The organism is Kribbella sp. NPDC056345 (assembly GCF_042262745.1).
Taxonomy (GTDB): Bacteria; Actinomycetota; Actinomycetes; order Propionibacteriales; family Kribbellaceae; genus Kribbella.
The window spans coordinates 51,820-68,229 of record NZ_JBHJQQ010000021.1 but is presented as its reverse complement, the minus strand read 5'-3'; the positions used below and the strand labels follow the sequence as shown (position 1 = coordinate 68,229).

Here is a 16,410-nt window from a genome sequence, read left to right as displayed (position 1 = left end):
GGCCAACATCACGGGACCATAACGAAGATGTCGCGACAAAGCCAATCCTCTGGTCGGCGAGTCGCGAATAGGTGTAATGGCGCCATTACACCGCGTGATTCCCCCACTGCCCCCGATGCACCACTTCGGCCGTCGTGCGGCGTCCTCTCTTGAGCGATGGCGAACGTTTGTCCGGGGCCCGGTATCCCACCGACATCAGGCCGATCAGGTCGAACCCGGCAGGCACCCCGAACTCGGCCAGCAACGCCGGCACCGTCTCGGCCGGAGGCCCGAAAAAGCATGCTCCCAAGCCTTCGTCGACCACTGTCTGCAGCATCAGCAGCGACGCCATCCCGGTGTCGACGTACCAGTACGGCGCCGTCCAGCGGGCCTCGTCGCGGTCGGTCCAGCCCTTGTCGGATTCGGTGTACCGATCGAGGTACGCATCCTTGTGCGCGAAGGCCAGAATCAGCAGCGGCGCCCGGCGCAGGCCTGTGATCCATTCCACATACTTCGGATCCGGGTCCTTGGCCGTGATGTTCCAGTACCGATCGCGGTCCGCGCCCTCCAAAGTCAGGAACGCCCAGCCCTGCGTGAACCCGCCGGAAGGGGCCCGAAGACCGTTTTCCAGAATCCGCTCGCGGATCTCGTCCGGGACCGGCCGGTCGGCGTCGTAGTTCCGTATCATCCGGCGCCGCCGGACCACCTCACTGAACTCCATCTACCAGGTCCCTCCGAACGCCCGATCGGCGTTCTTGCTGAGTGCGTCGCACAACTCGGCGACCGAGATGTTCAGGGTGCCGGCCATCTTCCGGACGGTGTGCGGGATCAGGTACGACGCGTTCGGCTGCCCGCGGTGCGGAGACGGCGTCAGGTACGGCGCGTCGGTCTCGACCAGCACGCGGTCGAGCGGCGTCACGGCGAGCGCGTTGCGCAGCGAGTTGGCGTTCTTGAAGGTGACGACCCCGGCGAAACTCAGGAACGCACCGCGGTTGACACACTCGCGTGCGAACTCGGTATCACCCGAAAAACAGTGCATGACAAGGCGATCCGGGACACCTTCGCGATCCAGGATCTTCAGGATGTCGTCGTGCGCGTCGCGGTCGTGGATCATCAAGGTCTTGTCGAGACGCTTGGCCATGTCGATGTGCGCGGCAAACGATTCGTGCTGCGCGGCGCGACCGTCCTCGCCGGTCCGGAAGTAGTCGAGACCGGTCTCACCGATCACCCGGACCTTCGGCGAGCTCTGGGCGAGCCGTTCGATCTCGGCGAGCGCGCTGTCGAGCTCACCGGCCGCCTTCAGCTTCGGCGCCTCGTTCGGATGCAGCGAGACACCGGCGATCAGACTCGGGTACTGCGTCGCCGCCTCGACCGCCCATGCCGAGCCCGGCAGGTCGCAACCGACCTGCACGATCCGCGTGACCCCCACCGACGCCGCGAGCTTGATCGCCTCGGCCGGGCTCAGCCAGGCCCCGTCCTCACCATCGGCGATATCCAGATGGCAGTGCGCGTCGACCACGCTCATCGGCAGCGGATCCGGCACCGCCGGCCTGGTCCGGTCCCGCGATCGCCCGTCCTCACTGACCGCCGCGCGCTCCCGCGTCGGCCGTTCGACCTCCACACCATCTGCACCCATGCGGCCTAGATTACTGAGCGCCGCGGATGCTGATGTCGGTTAGGACACGTACTAGTCGACCTCGGGCGCCCGGGCGGGCCTGGCTCACGCCTGGGAGCTGCGCGCGCCGCCCACTACTACGTGTCCTTCCCGACACGTTCGGCCGCGTCCTTGGCCTTGGCCAGGAGCTGGTTCCACATGCCGGTCGCGTGCTCGGCTTCCTCGGCACTCGCGTTGTTGTCCTGGGTCAGCACGAGATGCGTCGCCGCACTCAGCTCCCAGGTCAGCGTGTGGTAGTTCTCCGGTACGTCGTCCTGTCCGGTCAGTGGGCTGAAGTGGGTGAACCGCAGCAGCCGGCCGGGGTCGACCTCGAGCACCTGTCCCTTGTCCTGGAACGGCTTCCCTTCCCACTCGCCGGTCCAGGTGATCGGGCTGCCGACCACCCAGTCCGTCTCGACCTCCGCCCCGAACCACAGCTCCTTCAGCTGCTCCGGATCGGTCAGGACTGCCCAGACCTGCTCCGGAGTCGCTTCGATGTCGATCTCAGCTCGTGCCAGATAGTCAGTCATACCTCGACCGTACGACTGAATCCGTCAGTCGCGCTTGGACAAACGCGACAATTCCTCCTCGACGACCTCCGGACCGAGTTTGGTGAAGATCGGGGCCGGCTTGGCGACCGGCGTACCGGGGGTGATCGGTACCGAGGCCCAGCGGGGCTGGTCGGTGTAGTCGCCGGTGATGATCGGGTACGCCGGTCCGCCGTCGAGGTCGTCGACCTCCCGGATCTCGGGGCTGGGTGCGAAGGTGCCGGTACCCCCGAGTGCAGAGTGGACCTGCTGGGTCGAGTGCGGAAGGAAGGGCGCGAGAAGGCGGTTCGTATCGGCCACCACCTGTGCCGCGACGTGCAGGATCGTGCCGCGGCGATCCAGGTCCGATTCCTTCCAGGGCGCCTGCTGGGAGAGGTATTGATTCGCGTCGGCGGCGTTACCCATCGCCGTGCCCAGTGCCTGCTTCACGCGATGCTGCCGGAGCAGCTCACCAACCGCACCGAACGCTTGGTTGCTCTTGGCAAGCAAATCCTGGTCGGCGACCGTCAACGAACCCGCGACCGGGATCGCGCCGAAGGTGCGGTTGATCATCGAGGCCGTCCGGTTCACCAGGTTTCCCCAGGTCCCGACCAGCTCGTCGTTGTTGCGGCGGACGAACTCGGACCAGGTGAAGTCGGTGTCCTGCGTCTCGGGCCCGGCGACCGACAGGAAGTAGCGCAGCGGGTCCGGTCCGTACCGCGCCAGCACGTCGCGGACGTAGATCACCACCGACCGCGACGACGAGAACTTCCGCCCCTCCTGCGTGAGGAACTCGCTGCTGACCACCTCGGTCGGCAGGTTCAGTACGCCGTACGGGCCCGGGGCCGCGTTGTGCGCGAGCAGCTCGGCCGGCCAGATCTGGGCGTGGAAGGTGATGTTGTCCTTGCCCATGAAGTAGTACGACTCGGCGGAAGGATCGCACCACCAGCGCCGCCACGCGTCCGGGTCGCCGGTACGGCGGGCCCACTCGATGCTGGCCGACAGATACCCGATGACCGCGTCGAACCAGACGTACAGACGCTTGCCGTCCCAGCCCGGTAGCGGCACCGGGATACCCCAGTCGATGTCGCGGGTCATCGCGCGCGGCTTCACGTCGTCCAGCAGATTGACGGCGAACTTGAGCACGTTCGGCCGCCAGCCGGCCCGGGTCTGCAGCCAGCCGCCGAGCTGGTCGGCGAGTGCGGGCAGGTCGAGGAAGAGGTGCTCGGTCTCGACGAACAGCGGAGTCTCACCGTTGATCCGGCTGCGCGGATTGCGGAGGTCGATCGCGTCCAGCTGGTTACCGCAGTTGTCGCACTGATCGCCCCGGGCACCGGCGTACCCACAGATCGGGCAGGTGCCCTCGATATAACGGTCCGGCAGGGTGCGTCCGGTGGACGGCGAGATGGCGCCCTGCGTGGTCCGCGGGACGAGATATCCGTTACGGTGAACGACTTTGAAGAGTTCCTGGGCGACGGCGTAATGGTTCCGGGTGGTCGTCCGGGTGAACAGGTCGTACGACAAACCCAGCCCCTGCAGGTCCTCGACGATCACTCGGTTGTAGCGATCCGCAAGGGACCGCGGGCTCACGCCTTCCTGTTCGGCCTGCACCAGGATCGGCGTACCGTGCTCGTCGGTTCCGGACACCATCAGCACGTCGTGACCGGCCATCCGCGAGTACCGGCTGAACACGTCGGAGGGCACACCGAACCCGGAGACATGGCCGATATGCCGGGGGCCGTTGGCATACGGCCAGGCAACAGCAGACAGAACATTGGTCATGCGGCTGACTGTAGGGACACAGTCAGCCGCGGGACCACAGAATTACGGCAGGACGACAAGCTTGCCCTGGGCGTGGCCGCCCTCGCTGATCTCCTGGGCCTTCGCCGCGTCCGCGAGCCCGAAGGTCTCCGCGACGCGCACCGTGAGCTTGCCGGCCGCGGCCGCCGCGAGCTGCGCGTCGAGACCGGCACGCACCTCCTCCGGGGTCCCCGTGCCGCCGGCAGAGGCCTGGACACCGAGCTCGCCGGCGCTGAAGTCGGCGATGGTGATGACGCGCTCGGTCCCTCCGGTGAGCTCGATCGACTCCGGCAGGCCACCCTTCCCGGCCGTGTCGAAGGCTGCGTCGACACCCTGCGGTGCCGCGGCACGAACACGGTCGACCAGACCGTCGCCGTACTCGACCGGCGTCGCGCCGAGCTCCCGCAGGAAGTCATGGTTGCGCGGCGAGGCCGTGCCGACCACCGTCAGACCGGCAGCAACGGCAAGCTGTACGGCGATCGAGCCGACAGCCCCCGCCGCGCCGTGGATCAGGATGGTCTCGCCGGACTTCACGCCGAGCAGGTCGAGCACGCGCTGCGCGGTCTCGCCTGCCACCGGCAGGCTGACAGCCTGCTCCCAGCTCACACCCTCGGGCTTCCGCGCCGCGTTGCCCACGAGCGCATATTCGGCGTAAGCACCGGAGGCGGACCACCCGGTCACCTCGTCGCCGACCGCGAAGGCAGCGCCCTCGCCGGCCTCGTCGACCACACCCGCGACCTCCACACCCGGCGTCGCCGGGAAGGTCACGTCGAACATCCCCTGCATGTAACCCCGGCGGATCTTGTAGTCCATCGGGTTCACCCCGGCCGCCCGGACCTTGACCCGAACCTGGCCGGCGCCTGCGTGCGGCTCCGGTACGTCGCGCACCGTCAGTACCTCGGGACCGCCGAACTCCTCGAACACCACCGCTTGCATGATTCATGCCTCCAGAAGATTTGCTTGATGCTTCAATTGAATGCTCTACCAGTGCCGGCTATTCCCGACTGGCCGAACGGACAGTTGTGCACTGGTCGAAGGACGGGGTCGGGTGGACACATCAACCGACGTACGCTGAAGGACATGCACGAGGTACTCACGGCCGCGGCGCAGATCCTCGACGGGCCGCCGGAGGAGCTGCTGCACAAGCTGTCGGCCGCGCTCGCCGACGTGATTCCGCACCGGGCGGTCGCCCAACTGGCCAGTCAGTGTGCGGCCACACCGGTCTACACGTACGGCGAACCGTCGCTGGCCCGGGCAGTCACGGGAGCCGAGCTGGCCGGCCTCCTAGGAACCGTGACCGCGGGTCGCCCGTGGCGCGGCGTACTGACCATCAACGGTTCGGAGCACCACGCCCTGGCGGTGGCCAGCGACCGTGCACCCCGCGGATCCCTCCTGCTCTTCCTCCAGTACGACGCCGCGCCGGCCGAGGTGGACGCGTTCATCCAGCCGTTGTGGGACCTCGTCACGACCCACATGTACCGGCTGACGCAGAGGGGCGAGTCAAGCGCGACAGCGCAGTCCCGAGCGGTCGCCGGAGCGCGGTTCGAGGTGGCCGCGGAGCTGGGGGAGGCGCACGCAGCCACGCTCGCCACCCTCCTCGGCGTACTGCGGAACCAGCGGGTCGACGACGCGACCGCTCGGACGAACGCGGTTGAGCTCGCGCTGAATGCGTTGGCTGAGCTGCGGACGGACATTCGGCAGGATCAGCGGTACCACGGTGAGGAATCGGCCGGCAGGGCGTTCGATCGGCTCGCGGATTCACTCCGGGGCCTACTCCGCCACACCACCGTCGACCTCGAACTCGACCCTCCTGGAAACGACAAGCTCGTCCCCGGCGACCTCGCGCACTCCGCGCGGGTGGCAGTCCGCTCGGTAGTCCTGGCGATGCTCACGCAAGACGCCGTACGCCGGATCCGCGTCGGCTGGCAGTGGGACGGCACCGATCTGCACGCCACTGTCCGCGACGACGGTCCTGGCGAGCTGAACGGCGTACTGGTTCTTGGGCAGCTGTCCGAACGGCTCCGCCTCGGCGAGGGTCAACTGGACCTGGAAGCAGTCCCCGGCTGGGGCCTGACCGCCCGGATCACGCTCAAACCCGGCGCGACACCGCACCCCGTCGAGGACCCGCTGGCCGCCTTGGGCACCCGCGAACTGGAGGTCCTCGAACGGATCGCCGAGGGCTCTCGCAACCGGTCCATCGCCGACGAACTTCATATCAGCGAGTCCACCGTGAAGTTCCACGTCGCCAACATCCTGACCAAACTCGACGTCACCAGCCGAACCCAAGCGGCCGCGCTCTATCACGCGACGACGGGTGCCTGACTCAGCGCATAGTCTTGTGCAGGTGTCCCTGACAGTCAGCGATGTCGACCGCTTCGAGGCCTCCAGGTCGCGCCTGGGTGCCATCGCCTACCGCATGCTCGGCTCGGCCACCGAGGCGGAGGACGCCGTACAAGAGGTGTTCCTGCGCTGGCAGGCCGCCGACCGGGACCGCATCGAGGTCCCCGAGGCCTGGCTGACCAAGGCGCTCACCAACCTCTGCCTCAACCAGCTCACCTCCGCCCGAGCTCGACGCGAGACGTACGTCGGCCAATGGCTCCCGGAACCGTTGCTAGCCGGCGACCCGATGCTCGGCCCACTCGAAACCGCCGAACAGCGTGACTCCGTCTCGATCGCGGTGCTGGTCCTGATGGAGCGCCTGACGCCGAACGAGCGCGCGGTCTATGTACTGCGGGAAGCGTTCAGCTATTCGCATCGCGAGATCGCCGCGATCCTCGACATGACCGAGACCGCCTGTCAGCAGATCTTCCACCGGGCCAAACAGCACGTCGCCGACGGCAAGTCCCGCACCGAGGTCGACCAGGCCACCGCCCGCCGGATCGTCGAGGAGTTCCTCGCCGCGGCCACCAGCGGCCACACCGAGCCCCTGGTCAAGCTCCTGACCAGCGACGCGATCGCCCTCGGCGACGGTGGCGGCAAGGTCCCGGCCCGCGCCAGCGCCTTCGTCGGCGCCAAGGCCGTGGCGACGTTCCTGCGCGGCCTGTTCAAACCCGCCGAGATCAAGCGGTCCTACATCGGCGGCAGCCCCGACGTGTACGCCGATGTCGCGAACGGCGAGCCCTCGATCGTGATCGTCGTCGACAACCGGGTGGTCGGCATCATCCACCTCGAACTCACCCCCGAAGGCATCACCGCCATCCGCTCCGCCGTCAACCCCGACAAACTCGAACGAGCGACCGCCCGGTGGAACGCCACCGAGCACGGGGAGCCGCTGATCCGCGCCTGGTGACAGGCGTGTGACCTGCTTCACATCCGGTTCCTGTCAGGAATCCGTGGGCCATCCGGTTCAGGAGGCATAACCACGCAGACAGGAGCACGGATATGACGCACCGCATCGTTGTTCTCGGCGCCGGCTACACCGGAGCCGTCGCCGCCGGCCGGCTGGCCAAGCGGCTGCACGCCGACGACGTCCGGATCACCGTCGTCAACGCCGAGCCCGACTTCGTCGAGCGGGTCCGGATGCACGAGCTGGCCGCCGGCCGGAACCTCAAGCCGCGTCCGCTCGCCGAGGTGTTCAAGGGCACCGGCATCGACCTGCGGCTCGCCAAGGTGACCGCCGTGGACGTCGACGACAAGACCGTCACGCTCGACAGCGCCGACGTACTGGCCTACGACACGCTCGTCTACGCCCTCGGCAGCCGCGTGAACGACCACGGCGTACCGGGCGTCGGCGAGTACGCCGAGCAGATCGCCAGCCGGCCGGGTGCGCTGAAGCTGCGGGAGCGGCTGGCCGGTCTGGCAGCCGGGCAGACCGTCACGGTGGTCGGCGGTGGGCTGACCGGGATCGAGGGTGTCACCGAGATCGCCGAGGCGCGTCCGGACCTGAACGTCGCGCTGGTCGCGGCCGGTGGTCTGGGCGACTGGGTCTCGGCGAAGGGACAGGCCCACCTGCGGAAGGTCTTCGCCGATCTCGGCATCACTGTCCACGAACACACCAAGGTCGCCCGGGTCGAGGCCGACGCCGTCGTCACCGCTGACGGTACGGCGATTCCGTCGGCGGTCACGGTCTGGACCACCGGCTTCGCGGTCCACCCGATCGCAGCGGCCACGACTCTCGAGACGCTCGCGAACGGCCAGATCGTCGTGGACGACATGATGGCCTCGGTCTCGCACCCGGACGTGTACGCGGTCGGCGACGCGGCCCAGGCCAACGGTTCCAGCGGGCAGCCGCTGCGGATGTCGTGCGCGTCGGGAACCTTCACGGCGTACCAGGCGGCCGATGCGATCGCCGCACGGCTGACCGGCGGGAAGCTCCCGAACACGACGATCCGCTACTTCCAGCAGTGCATCAGCCTGGGGCGTAAGGAGGGGCTCATCCAGTTCGTCACCGCGGACGACCGGACCAAGAAGTCCGCGCTGCGCGGCCGGGGAGCCGCTCTCTACAAGGAGATCATCTGCTGGGGCGCGTACGTCGCCGTCGCCAACCCGACCCTCGGAATGCCGATCCGCCGTCGGCGGATCGCCCAGCAGCCGGCCGCGTCGGCGGGACGCGGCCAGCTGCGGACGGTTGCTTAGGCCTCTTCCAGCCGGGGGAAGAGCGGGTCGCCCTTCGTCAGGACCGAGCCCGCGGGGAGCTGACCCCAAGTGCCGGCGTCCTGGACGCGCTGGTCCCCGAGCGGGCCCAGCTTGGCCTCGGCGCCGAGGAGGGTCCACAGCTTCTCGGACGTCTTCGGCATGGTCGGGTTGTGCAGTACGGCGACCGCCCGCAGCACCTCGGCGGACGTGTAAAGGATGGTGGCCAGGCGGTCCCGCTGGGACTCGTCCTTGGCCACCTTCCACGGCTCCTGCTCGGAGACGTAGCCGTTGACGGCACCAACCAGGTCGTTGATGGCAGCCAGGGCGTCGTGGAAGGCGAGGGACTCGATCGCCTGCTCGGCCGTGGCGACCGTCTGAGCGAGCTTGTCGGCCAGCGCCTGCTCGGCCGGTCCGTGCTCAGTGGCCTCGGGGAGCGCACCGTCGAAGTACTTGCCGACCATGGCCGCGATCCGGCTGGCCAGGTTGCCCAGGCCGTTGGCGAGCTCCGAGGTGTAGACCGCGCTCAGATGCTCCCAGGAGAACGAGCCGTCCGAGCCGAACTGGATCGTCCGCAGGAAGTAGTAGCGGAAGGCGTCCGAACCGAAGTGGTCGGTGATCTCGTGCGGGGCGATCGCGGTCAGCTTCGACTTACTCATCTTCTCGCCGCCGACCAGCAGCCAGCCGTGCGCGAACACCTGCTTCGGGGTCGCGACCTCGGCAGCCATCAACATGGCCGGCCAGATCACCGCGTGGAACCGGAGGATGTCCTTGCCGACCAGGTGCACGCTCGCCGGCCACAGCTCCTCGAACCGCTCCGGGTCGGTGCCGTAGCCCGCGGCCGTCACGTAGTTCAGCAGCGCGTCGATCCAGACATAGAGGACGTGGTCCTCGTCCCACGGGACCGGGATGCCCCAGTCGAAGGTCGACCGGGTGATCGACAGGTCCTGCAGCCCCTGCTTGACGAACGCGATCACCTCGTTGCGCGCACTCGCCGGCGCCACGAAGTCAGGCTGCGATTCGTACAGCTCGAGCAGCTTGTCGCCGTACGCCGAGAGCCGGAAGAAGTAGTTCGTCTCCGAAACCGTCTCCAGCTCGGTGCCGTGGATCATGCACCGCTGGGTACCGTCCTCGTCGGTGCGGATGTCGGTCGGCAGCTTGAACTCCTCGCAGCCGACGCAGTACAGGCCCTCGTACTCACCCTTGTAGACGTCACCCTTGTCGTACAGCTTCTGCCAGAACTCGCGGACCCGCTCGGTGTGCCGCTGCTCGGTCGTCCGGATGAAGTCGTCGTACGCGATGTCGACGTCCACCCACGCGGGCTTCCAGGCCTCCTCGACCAGCTTGTCCGTCCACGCCTGCGGCGACATGCCCTGCGCCTCAGCGCTGCGCATCACCTTCTCGCCGTGCTCGTCGGTACCCGTCAGGTACCACTTCCGCTCACCACGCTGCGCGTGCCAGCGAGTCAGAACATCCCCGGCCACGGTCGTGTAGGCACTACCGATGTGCGGCGGCGCCGTGACGTAGTAGATCGGGGTCGTGACGTAATAGGCCTTGTCGGACATGCCTCAAGGGTAGTGCCGCGAGCCAGTGCTATTTACCGGGGCCTCGCGCAGCCAGTACGGCGTCGTACACCGTCCGTTTGGGGACGTTGAAGCGTTTGGCGACGTCGGAGATGGCTTGTTTGCGGGGGGTGCCGGCCTCTTCGTCCACGGCGACCTCGCGGGCCAGGTCCTCCGGGGTCAGGACTTTGTTCGGGTCGGCGCCGGAGACGACGACGGTGATCTCACCCCGGACACCGTCCTTCGACCAGGCGACCAGATCCGCGACCGGGCCGCGCTTGACCTCTTCGTACGTCTTCGTGAGCTCGCGGCAGACCGCCGTACGGCGATCGTCGCCGAACGCCTCGGCCATCGCCTCCAGCGACTGGGTCAGCCGGTGCGGTGCCTCGAAGAACACCATCGTCCGGGGCTCGTCGGCCAGCTCGGTCAGCCGCCGCAACCGCTCCCCCGGCTTCCGCGGCAGGAACCCCTCGAACGTGAACCGGTCCACCGGCAGCCCGCTCAGCGCCAGCGCCGTCAGCACCGCCGACGGCCCCGGTACGGCGGTCACCTCGATCTCGGCCTCGATCGCGGCCGCGACCAGCCGGTACCCCGGATCCGAAACGCTCGGCATCCCCGCGTCCGTCACCACCACCACGGTCTGCCCGGCCACCAGCGCCTCCAGTAGCTCCGGTGTCCGCTCCCGCTCGTTCCCCTCGAAGTAGCTGACCACCCGCCCACTCAGGCTGATCCCCAGATCCCCCGTCAACCGCCGCAACCGCCGCGTATCCTCCGCGGCCACCACATCCGCCGCCCCCAACACCCGCGCCAACCGAGGCGAAGCATCCGAGAAGTCCCCAATAGGCGTCCCCGCCAACACCAATCGCCCAGTCACACAAGCCATCATCGCAGCCCGGCGTTCGGCACTGCACGAAGAACAGGACGTAGTCGTCTACGCATACCCCGCCACCCGCCTGAACCGGTCCCACTCGACCCCGATCCAGCCGACACCACCTGTCCTTGGTGCAGGCCTCCTGCCCCGTTCCTCCGAGGGGAGGAGGCGGTGGCACCGGGGGCTCCGTACGATGGCGGGCGTGACTGCCTTGATCGAGGACGGGACTGCGCGGCGGGGGGACACTGCCGAGGAGCGCGAGGCGCTGGGCAGGGATGTGCTCGGAAGGCGGTTGCCGTCGTTGCGGGAGCGGCTGTATCCGGCGATGCCGAAGGACTTCGAGGGCGGCTGGATCGCGACGCTGGTGATCACGGCGCTGGCCGGGTTCCTGCGGTTCTGGGATCTGGCCAACCCGGTGAAGTTCGTCTTCGACGAGACGTACTACGCCAAGGACGCGTACAGCCTGCTCAAGTTCGGGTACGCGCGGCAGTTCATCGACCAGCCCGAGGGTGCCGCCGACAAGGCGATCCTGGCCGGGAACCTGGACGTCTTCAAGGACACCCCGAGCCTGACCGTGCACCCCGAGGTCGGCAAGTGGATGATCGCGGCCGGTGAGCAGCTGTTCGGGATGACGCCGTTCGGGTGGCGGTTCATGCCGGCGCTGTTCGGCACCCTGACTGTTCTCCTGGTGATCCGGACCGTACGGCGGATGACCCGGTCGACCCTGATCGGTGCGATCGCCGGGCTGCTGCTCGCGGTCGACGGGCTGCACTTCGTGATGTCGCGGGTCGCGCTGCTCGACGTGTTCCTCGCGTTCTGGCTGGTCGCGGCGGTCTCCTGCCTGGTCTGTGACCGGGACTGGACCCGCCGCCGGCACGCCGACTCGCTCGCCAAACAACAGACCGACTTCGGTCCACGGAAGTTCGGCCGCTGGCTGCTGATCCGGCCGTGGCGGATCCTGGCCGGGGTCTGCTTCGGGCTCGCGCTCGGCACCAAGTGGTCGGCGGTCTGGGTGCTGGCCGCGTTCGGCATCCTGGTGTTCGCGTGGGACTTCGGGGCCCGCCGGGCGCTCGGGTCGCGGTTCACGTTCGTGAAGTCGGTGCTGGTCGACGGCATCCCGGCGTTCGTCAGCATCGTCCTGGTCGCCGGGATCACCTACACCGCGACGTGGACCGGCTGGCTGCTGCACGACAACGCCTACTCCCACGACTACGCCTCGAAGAACCCGGCGACCGGGATCATGAAGGTGGTCCCGGACGACTTCCGGTCGCTGATCCATTACCACCAGGAGGTCTACGACTTCCACACCGGCGACTACATCAAGAAGGCCACCCACCCGTACGCCTCGAACCCGGCCGGCTGGCCGATCATCGCCCGCCCGATCGGGTTCGACGCCGTCAACGACATCAAGCCCGGCTCCCCCGGCTGCAACCCACCAGCCGGCTCGAACTGCCTGTCGGTGATCTCCGCCGTCGGTACGCCGATCCTGTGGTGGGGCGGCGCTCTCGCCCTGCTCGCCGCGGTGGTGCTCTGGATAGGCCAGCGGGACTGGCGATTCGGCGTACCGGTGATCGGTTTCGTCACCTGCTGGGTGCCCTGGTTCGCCTACGACGACAGACCGATCTTCTTCTTCTACGCCGTCACGATGATCCCGTTCACCGTGATGGCCGTAGCCCTGGTCCTCGGCAAGATCCTCGGACCGGCCAGAACCCCCGAAGGCACCGCGGCCCCCCGCCGCCTGATCGGCAGCGCCATCGTCGGCGCCTTCGTCGTCCTGGTCGTCCTCAACTTCGCCTACATCTGGCCGATCCTCACCGACAAGGTCCTCCCCCACCCCGACTGGCTCAGCCGAATGTGGTTCAAGACCTGGATCTGACAAAGGACACCGCCTGCGGCGGCGACAGCTCCTTTGGTTAGTGGCCTAGGTGGCCGTGGCCGTGGCCGTCGCGGAAGCGTTTCTTGTGGCGTTTGGCGGCGGACTGGCCGCCGACGCCGCCGAAGAGGGCGAGGCCCTTGACCACGACGGTCGGGGCGTCGGGGTGCGGGGTGTCGCTGCCGTTCGCCGCGAAGCCGCCGAAGATGCCGACGCCCTCGTTCCGGACGGTGACACCTTCGGGGACGGTGAGGTCGATGCCGCCGAAGACCGCGAACGCCCAGACGGTCACCTCGCGGCCCTCGAAGACGGCATCGGTCATGTCGAGGTCCTGGCCGCCGAACACCGCGAAGGCATTGGTACGCCGCTTCACCCGCCAACTGCCCTTGCGCTCGACCCCACCGAAGATCGCGACCATCGTGGTGAAGCTGTCGTCGGGGTTGGCGGGCTCCTCGATCGGGACCGGGCTGTTCGACACCGCCCGGGCCGGCACGACCGACGGGAGCGGCAACTGCTGACCGTCGGGCACCAGGAGATCGCTGGTGATCGGCTCGAGCTCGCCGAGGGTGCGGGCCTGCAGGGTCTGCTCGAGCCGCTCCGCATGTTCGTCCTGGCTCAGCCGGCCCGTCATCAGCGCGTCCCGCAGGACGTCGACGACCTGGTCGCGGTCGATGTCGGACGCGCGCAGATGCGCGTGCGGGTTCGGGCGGTCGGGCAGATTCTCCATAAGACGGAACGATATATCGCCTAACGGCGTACGCGCAGTGCGCAAACGACCGCAATCAGGGTGATCGAGGCGAAGATCAGGGCCGTGCCGGGGTATCCACCGAGGCCGAGCCCGAGACCGCCGAGCGCTGCGCCGAGGAACGTCCCGAGGCTCATCCCGGCAGCGTTCACGCTCAGCGCCGATCCGCGCAGGTCGCCACTTCGCCGTACCAGCAGGGTGGTGACGCAGGCGGCGACGGTCGCGTGACTGGCACCCATCAGCGCGGTCAGCAGCAAGGTCAGCGGGATCGTCGGCGAGAAGTAGAACGCCGAAACACTGACGAGCGCGACCCCGAGACCGAGCAGCAGCATCCGCTCCGGCCCGATCCACGGCCGGTCGAGGGCGAGGTAGCGGCCGCACAGCAGGTTGCCGATGAAGAACGACGCACCACTCAGCGACCAGACCAGCGCGAACCACCCGGGCGCCAGATCGAACTTCTCGTCGTAGAACGCGGCCAGGTACGCGAGGTAACCCATGAAGGCCGCGGTCCGCAGCATCGCGATCACGAGCAGCGGTACGGCGCCTGGGATCCGCCCCAGCTCGCGGTACGTCGCGAGGTAGCTCATCCGCGGTGCACCATCAGCCCGCAGCGGCGCCGTCCGGCCGCGACCGCGCCAGAAGAACGCGGCCGACAGGGTCAGCGAGATCACCGCGGCCGCGATCAGGTTGCCGCGCCAGCCCCACCAGATCCCCGGTACGGCGAGCACCGGCGCAGCGAGCATCGCCATCGCCGAGGTGGTCGCGGACACCAGCGTCGCCGCCCGCCCCGCCGCAGCCGGCGTCCGGAACCGATCCGCAGCAGCCGCACCGATCGACGGCGCCAGGACCGAGGTGGAGGCCCCGATCAACAGGCAGAACGTCGCCAGCGCCCAAACGTTGCCGATGGCACCCAGCAGTGCGGACACACCCAGCAACGCCAACCCACCGGCCGCCACCAACTCCCGCGCCAACCGGTCGATCAACGGCGCCAGCGCGAACCCGACGACCAACGCAGCCAGACCACCGAGCCCCCGCAGCCCGCCGATCTCCGCCACATTCCCGTCCGCCGCCGCTGCGATCGGGACCAGGTACATCCCGAACACCGTGAACGGAATCAGACTCACGGTGGATGCCAGCAGGAACGGCCACAGCCGACGAGCCATCCGCCAGTCGCTCGGCACTTCGTCGATGGGTCTACTGGGTAGCGCGCCGCCGCCTGGCGACAACACGGGGGCTGCGGGCAACGAACCTTGGGGTGGGGTGTTCATTCGTCGATCCTGTAGCGGTAGAGGGACGTGGGGCGGGCGGAGAACTGCGAGAAGGGGAAGGGTTCGGCGGAGAGGGCAGTGACGCCGGAACCGAGGAAGGCGCGGGCGACGGCGCTTCCGGTCTGAGCATAGATGGCCAGTGGCTTCGCTTGCTCACGGCAACGACTTAGCAGGATGTCGAAGGAGCCGTTGGACAACGTCATCCCGGTGGCGACGACGGCATCGGCCGCGTCGATCACTTCGAGCATGTCGCGGGATACCGGCAATCCGGACGCGGTTTCGCGGAGATTGAAGTCACACGGGAGGCAGACGCCACCACGGGAAGTGATCGCGTCCACCAACGGATTGACCACGCCGATCAACGCAACCTTGGTGCCGTCGGCAACGTCCAGCAACCCAGCCACAGCAGCATCCCGAGCACGGGCCCGGACATCCGGCGTACCAGCCGGCAGAACGACTTCCTCAGCACGAGTTGCCAGGTGATGCGGCTCGACCGCGGCCAGGTAGGCGTCCAGCGCGGCGATGCGCACCGGCAGTGGATCGTCAGACCGCAGTACGTCGGCCAACGTGCGACCGGACGTGTCCGCGCAGTACGTCGGGTCGAGCTCACCGGACTCGAATGAGCAGGCACCGAACACCTCACCCACCCGCAGCAGCACGTAGTAGTTGCGATAGGTGACGTCCGCACCCGGAAGCCGCGTGGTGTGGTGGAGCCAGAACGCACTGGTGATGGAGATACTGGCAGGGTCGGGACCGTGGGTGCCATCCAGTACGGCTTGGGTGAGTTCGGAAACGGTCATGGCAGGCGGGCCAGCCTTTCGGGGTCGTAGGTGAGGGCGGACAGCTCGGGACGACCTTCAGGCTGGAAGCAGTACAGGAGGGAACGGCGATCGGTGGCGGTGCGGTTGGGAGCCGAGCGATGCACCATCAGCCCGGGGAACATCAGCACCGAACCCGCAGGCGCCTCGACGGTGACCGCGCGGCCAACGTCAACGGCGGTTGGGTCGACCAGCAATCCGGTCGGCTCCAGCGGATCCCGCCGTACCGGGCCCTCCGACGGACTGCCCGGGATCAGCGTCATGGCGCCGTTCGCGACGGTGTTGTCGTCGAGCATGACGATCGCGGTGGCGATGTCGTACGCCGCGTCACCGGCGCAGCAGTACCAGTACGGGAAGTCCTGATGCCAGGCGAACTCCGAGCCGACCCCGGCCCGCTTGAAGTTCAGCTTCGCGACGAAGCGGCCGGCCTTTGCCCCGATCAACGAACTCATCGGCTCGACGAGGCGCGGCTCGTCCCACAGCTCGTCCAGCGCCGGGTGCAGCTGCGAGACCGGCGACAGGCTGCGGACCGCCTTGCCGACCGCGTCCGGTTCCCAGTGAATCGTCGTACCGCGCACCTTCTCCAGCCGGTGCCCGTCCGGCCAGACGGTCACGTCGGTCTCACCGGCTTCGGCCGCGGCAACGACCTCGACGTGGACCTGCTCGGCCACGCTCCGGAGGCGCTCGACCTCCGTAGCCGTGAACAACGATTCCAGCAGCACATACCCCGTCACCTCACCT

15 protein-coding genes are annotated in these 16,410 nt (G+C 68.1%); 4 read left to right on the top strand and 11 right to left on the bottom strand.

Annotated elements, in window-relative coordinates; all coding sequences use genetic code 11:
• Positions 1-85: 85 nt before the first annotated feature.
• The 5 genes from ACFCV3_RS40060 to ACFCV3_RS40040 form a co-directional block, all read right to left on the bottom strand.
• Positions 86-700, bottom strand: coding sequence for a nitroreductase family protein (locus tag ACFCV3_RS40060; RefSeq protein WP_376040007.1), 615 nt, complete (start codon positions 698-700; stop codon positions 86-88).
• Positions 701-1,615 (bottom strand): TatD family hydrolase, encoded by a 915-nt coding sequence (locus ACFCV3_RS40055; RefSeq protein WP_376040005.1) that lies wholly within the window; start codon positions 1,613-1,615, stop codon positions 701-703.
• Positions 1,616-1,731: 116 nt separating this feature from the next.
• Positions 1,732-2,163, bottom strand: coding sequence for an SRPBCC domain-containing protein (locus ACFCV3_RS40050; RefSeq protein ID WP_376040003.1), 432 nt, complete (start codon positions 2,161-2,163; stop codon positions 1,732-1,734).
• 24 nt (positions 2,164-2,187) lie between these two features.
• Complete coding sequence (gene metG / locus ACFCV3_RS40045) at positions 2,188-3,942, bottom strand: methionine--tRNA ligase (RefSeq protein WP_376040001.1); 1,755 nt, start codon at positions 3,940-3,942, stop codon at positions 2,188-2,190.
• Between the two features lie 42 nt (positions 3,943-3,984).
• A complete protein-coding gene (locus ACFCV3_RS40040; RefSeq protein WP_376039999.1) occupies positions 3,985-4,896 on the bottom strand; it encodes an NADP-dependent oxidoreductase in 912 nt (303 codons plus the stop codon).
• Positions 4,897-5,040: 144 nt separating this feature from the next.
• Between ACFCV3_RS40040 and ACFCV3_RS40035 the strand changes: the two genes are divergently transcribed.
• The 3 genes from ACFCV3_RS40035 to ACFCV3_RS40025 all read left to right on the top strand — a co-directional run bounded on the left by ACFCV3_RS40035 (position 5,041) and on the right by ACFCV3_RS40025 (position 8,535).
• The gene (locus ACFCV3_RS40035) at positions 5,041-6,282 is read left to right on the top strand and encodes a LuxR C-terminal-related transcriptional regulator (RefSeq protein WP_376039997.1); all 1,242 of its coding nucleotides are present in this window, start codon (positions 5,041-5,043) and stop codon (positions 6,280-6,282) included.
• Positions 6,283-6,304: 22 nt separating this feature from the next.
• Positions 6,305-7,249, top strand: a complete 945-nt coding sequence (locus ACFCV3_RS40030; RefSeq protein ID WP_376039994.1) for an RNA polymerase sigma-70 factor — start codon at positions 6,305-6,307, stop codon at positions 7,247-7,249.
• A 92-nt stretch (positions 7,250-7,341) separates the two neighbouring features.
• Complete coding sequence (locus ACFCV3_RS40025) at positions 7,342-8,535, top strand: NAD(P)/FAD-dependent oxidoreductase (RefSeq protein WP_376039992.1); 1,194 nt, start codon at positions 7,342-7,344, stop codon at positions 8,533-8,535.
• On the opposite strand, the gene metG (ACFCV3_RS40020) is transcribed toward ACFCV3_RS40025, so the two are convergent.
• Both metG (ACFCV3_RS40020) and rsmI read right to left on the bottom strand, forming a co-directional pair.
• Positions 8,532-10,097 (bottom strand): methionine--tRNA ligase, encoded by a 1,566-nt coding sequence (metG, locus tag ACFCV3_RS40020; RefSeq protein ID WP_376039990.1) that lies wholly within the window; start codon positions 10,095-10,097, stop codon positions 8,532-8,534. The genes ACFCV3_RS40025 and metG (ACFCV3_RS40020) overlap by 4 nt on opposite strands.
• A gap of 28 nt (positions 10,098-10,125) precedes the next feature.
• Positions 10,126-10,980: a 16S rRNA (cytidine(1402)-2'-O)-methyltransferase gene (rsmI, locus tag ACFCV3_RS40015; RefSeq protein ID WP_376039988.1), complete on the bottom strand. Its 855-nt coding sequence runs from the start codon at positions 10,978-10,980 to the stop codon at positions 10,126-10,128.
• A 178-nt stretch (positions 10,981-11,158) separates the two neighbouring features.
• Here rsmI and ACFCV3_RS40010 point away from each other — a divergent pair, with 178 nt between their 5' ends.
• Complete coding sequence (locus tag ACFCV3_RS40010; protein ID WP_376039987.1) at positions 11,159-12,841, top strand: dolichyl-phosphate-mannose--protein mannosyltransferase; 1,683 nt, start codon at positions 11,159-11,161, stop codon at positions 12,839-12,841.
• Between the two features lie 37 nt (positions 12,842-12,878).
• Here the strand turns inward: ACFCV3_RS40010 and ACFCV3_RS40005 are convergent, their stop codons facing one another.
• The 4 genes from ACFCV3_RS40005 to ACFCV3_RS39990 are packed head-to-tail and all read right to left on the bottom strand — an operon-like array spanning position 12,879 to position 16,403.
• Positions 12,879-13,565 carry a DUF1707 domain-containing protein gene (locus ACFCV3_RS40005; RefSeq protein WP_376039984.1) on the bottom strand — a complete coding sequence of 229 codons (687 nt, stop codon included), beginning with the start codon at positions 13,563-13,565 and terminating at the stop codon, positions 12,879-12,881.
• 20 nt (positions 13,566-13,585) lie between these two features.
• Positions 13,586-14,851, bottom strand: coding sequence for an MFS transporter (locus tag ACFCV3_RS40000; protein ID WP_376039982.1), 1,266 nt, complete (start codon positions 14,849-14,851; stop codon positions 13,586-13,588).
• A complete protein-coding gene (locus ACFCV3_RS39995) occupies positions 14,848-15,651 on the bottom strand; it encodes a Rossmann-like domain-containing protein (protein ID WP_376039979.1) in 804 nt (267 codons plus the stop codon). Before ACFCV3_RS39995 ends, ACFCV3_RS40000 begins: the two co-directional genes overlap by 4 nt.
• Positions 15,648-16,403, bottom strand: a complete 756-nt coding sequence (locus ACFCV3_RS39990) for a phytanoyl-CoA dioxygenase family protein (protein WP_376039978.1) — start codon at positions 16,401-16,403, stop codon at positions 15,648-15,650. Before ACFCV3_RS39990 ends, ACFCV3_RS39995 begins: the two co-directional genes overlap by 4 nt.
• Positions 16,404-16,410: the final 7 nt, after the last annotated feature.

Coding starts and splice junctions, on each gene's coding strand:
- ACFCV3_RS40060 (WP_376040007.1), bottom strand. CDS start 700: ATGGAGTTCAGTGAGGTGGTCCGGCGGCGCCGGATGATACGGAACTAC.
- ACFCV3_RS40055 (WP_376040005.1), bottom strand. CDS start 1,615: ATGGGTGCAGATGGTGTGGAGGTCGAACGGCCGACGCGGGAGCGCGCG.
- ACFCV3_RS40050 (WP_376040003.1), bottom strand. CDS start 2,163: ATGACTGACTATCTGGCACGAGCTGAGATCGACATCGAAGCGACTCCG.
- metG (WP_376040001.1), bottom strand. CDS start 3,942: ATGACCAATGTTCTGTCTGCTGTTGCCTGGCCGTATGCCAACGGCCCC.
- ACFCV3_RS40040 (WP_376039999.1), bottom strand. CDS start 4,896: ATGCAAGCGGTGGTGTTCGAGGAGTTCGGCGGTCCCGAGGTACTGACG.
- ACFCV3_RS40035 (WP_376039997.1), top strand. CDS start 5,041: ATGCACGAGGTACTCACGGCCGCGGCGCAGATCCTCGACGGGCCGCCG.
- ACFCV3_RS40025 (WP_376039992.1), top strand. CDS start 7,342: ATGACGCACCGCATCGTTGTTCTCGGCGCCGGCTACACCGGAGCCGTC.
- metG (WP_376039990.1), bottom strand. CDS start 10,097: ATGTCCGACAAGGCCTATTACGTCACGACCCCGATCTACTACGTCACG.
- rsmI (WP_376039988.1), bottom strand. CDS start 10,980: ATGATGGCTTGTGTGACTGGGCGATTGGTGTTGGCGGGGACGCCTATT.
- ACFCV3_RS40010 (WP_376039987.1), top strand. CDS start 11,159: ATGGCGGGCGTGACTGCCTTGATCGAGGACGGGACTGCGCGGCGGGGG.
- ACFCV3_RS40005 (WP_376039984.1), bottom strand. CDS start 13,565: ATGGAGAATCTGCCCGACCGCCCGAACCCGCACGCGCATCTGCGCGCG.
- ACFCV3_RS40000 (WP_376039982.1), bottom strand. CDS start 14,851: ATGAACACCCCACCCCAAGGTTCGTTGCCCGCAGCCCCCGTGTTGTCG.
- ACFCV3_RS39995 (WP_376039979.1), bottom strand. CDS start 15,651: ATGACCGTTTCCGAACTCACCCAAGCCGTACTGGATGGCACCCACGGT.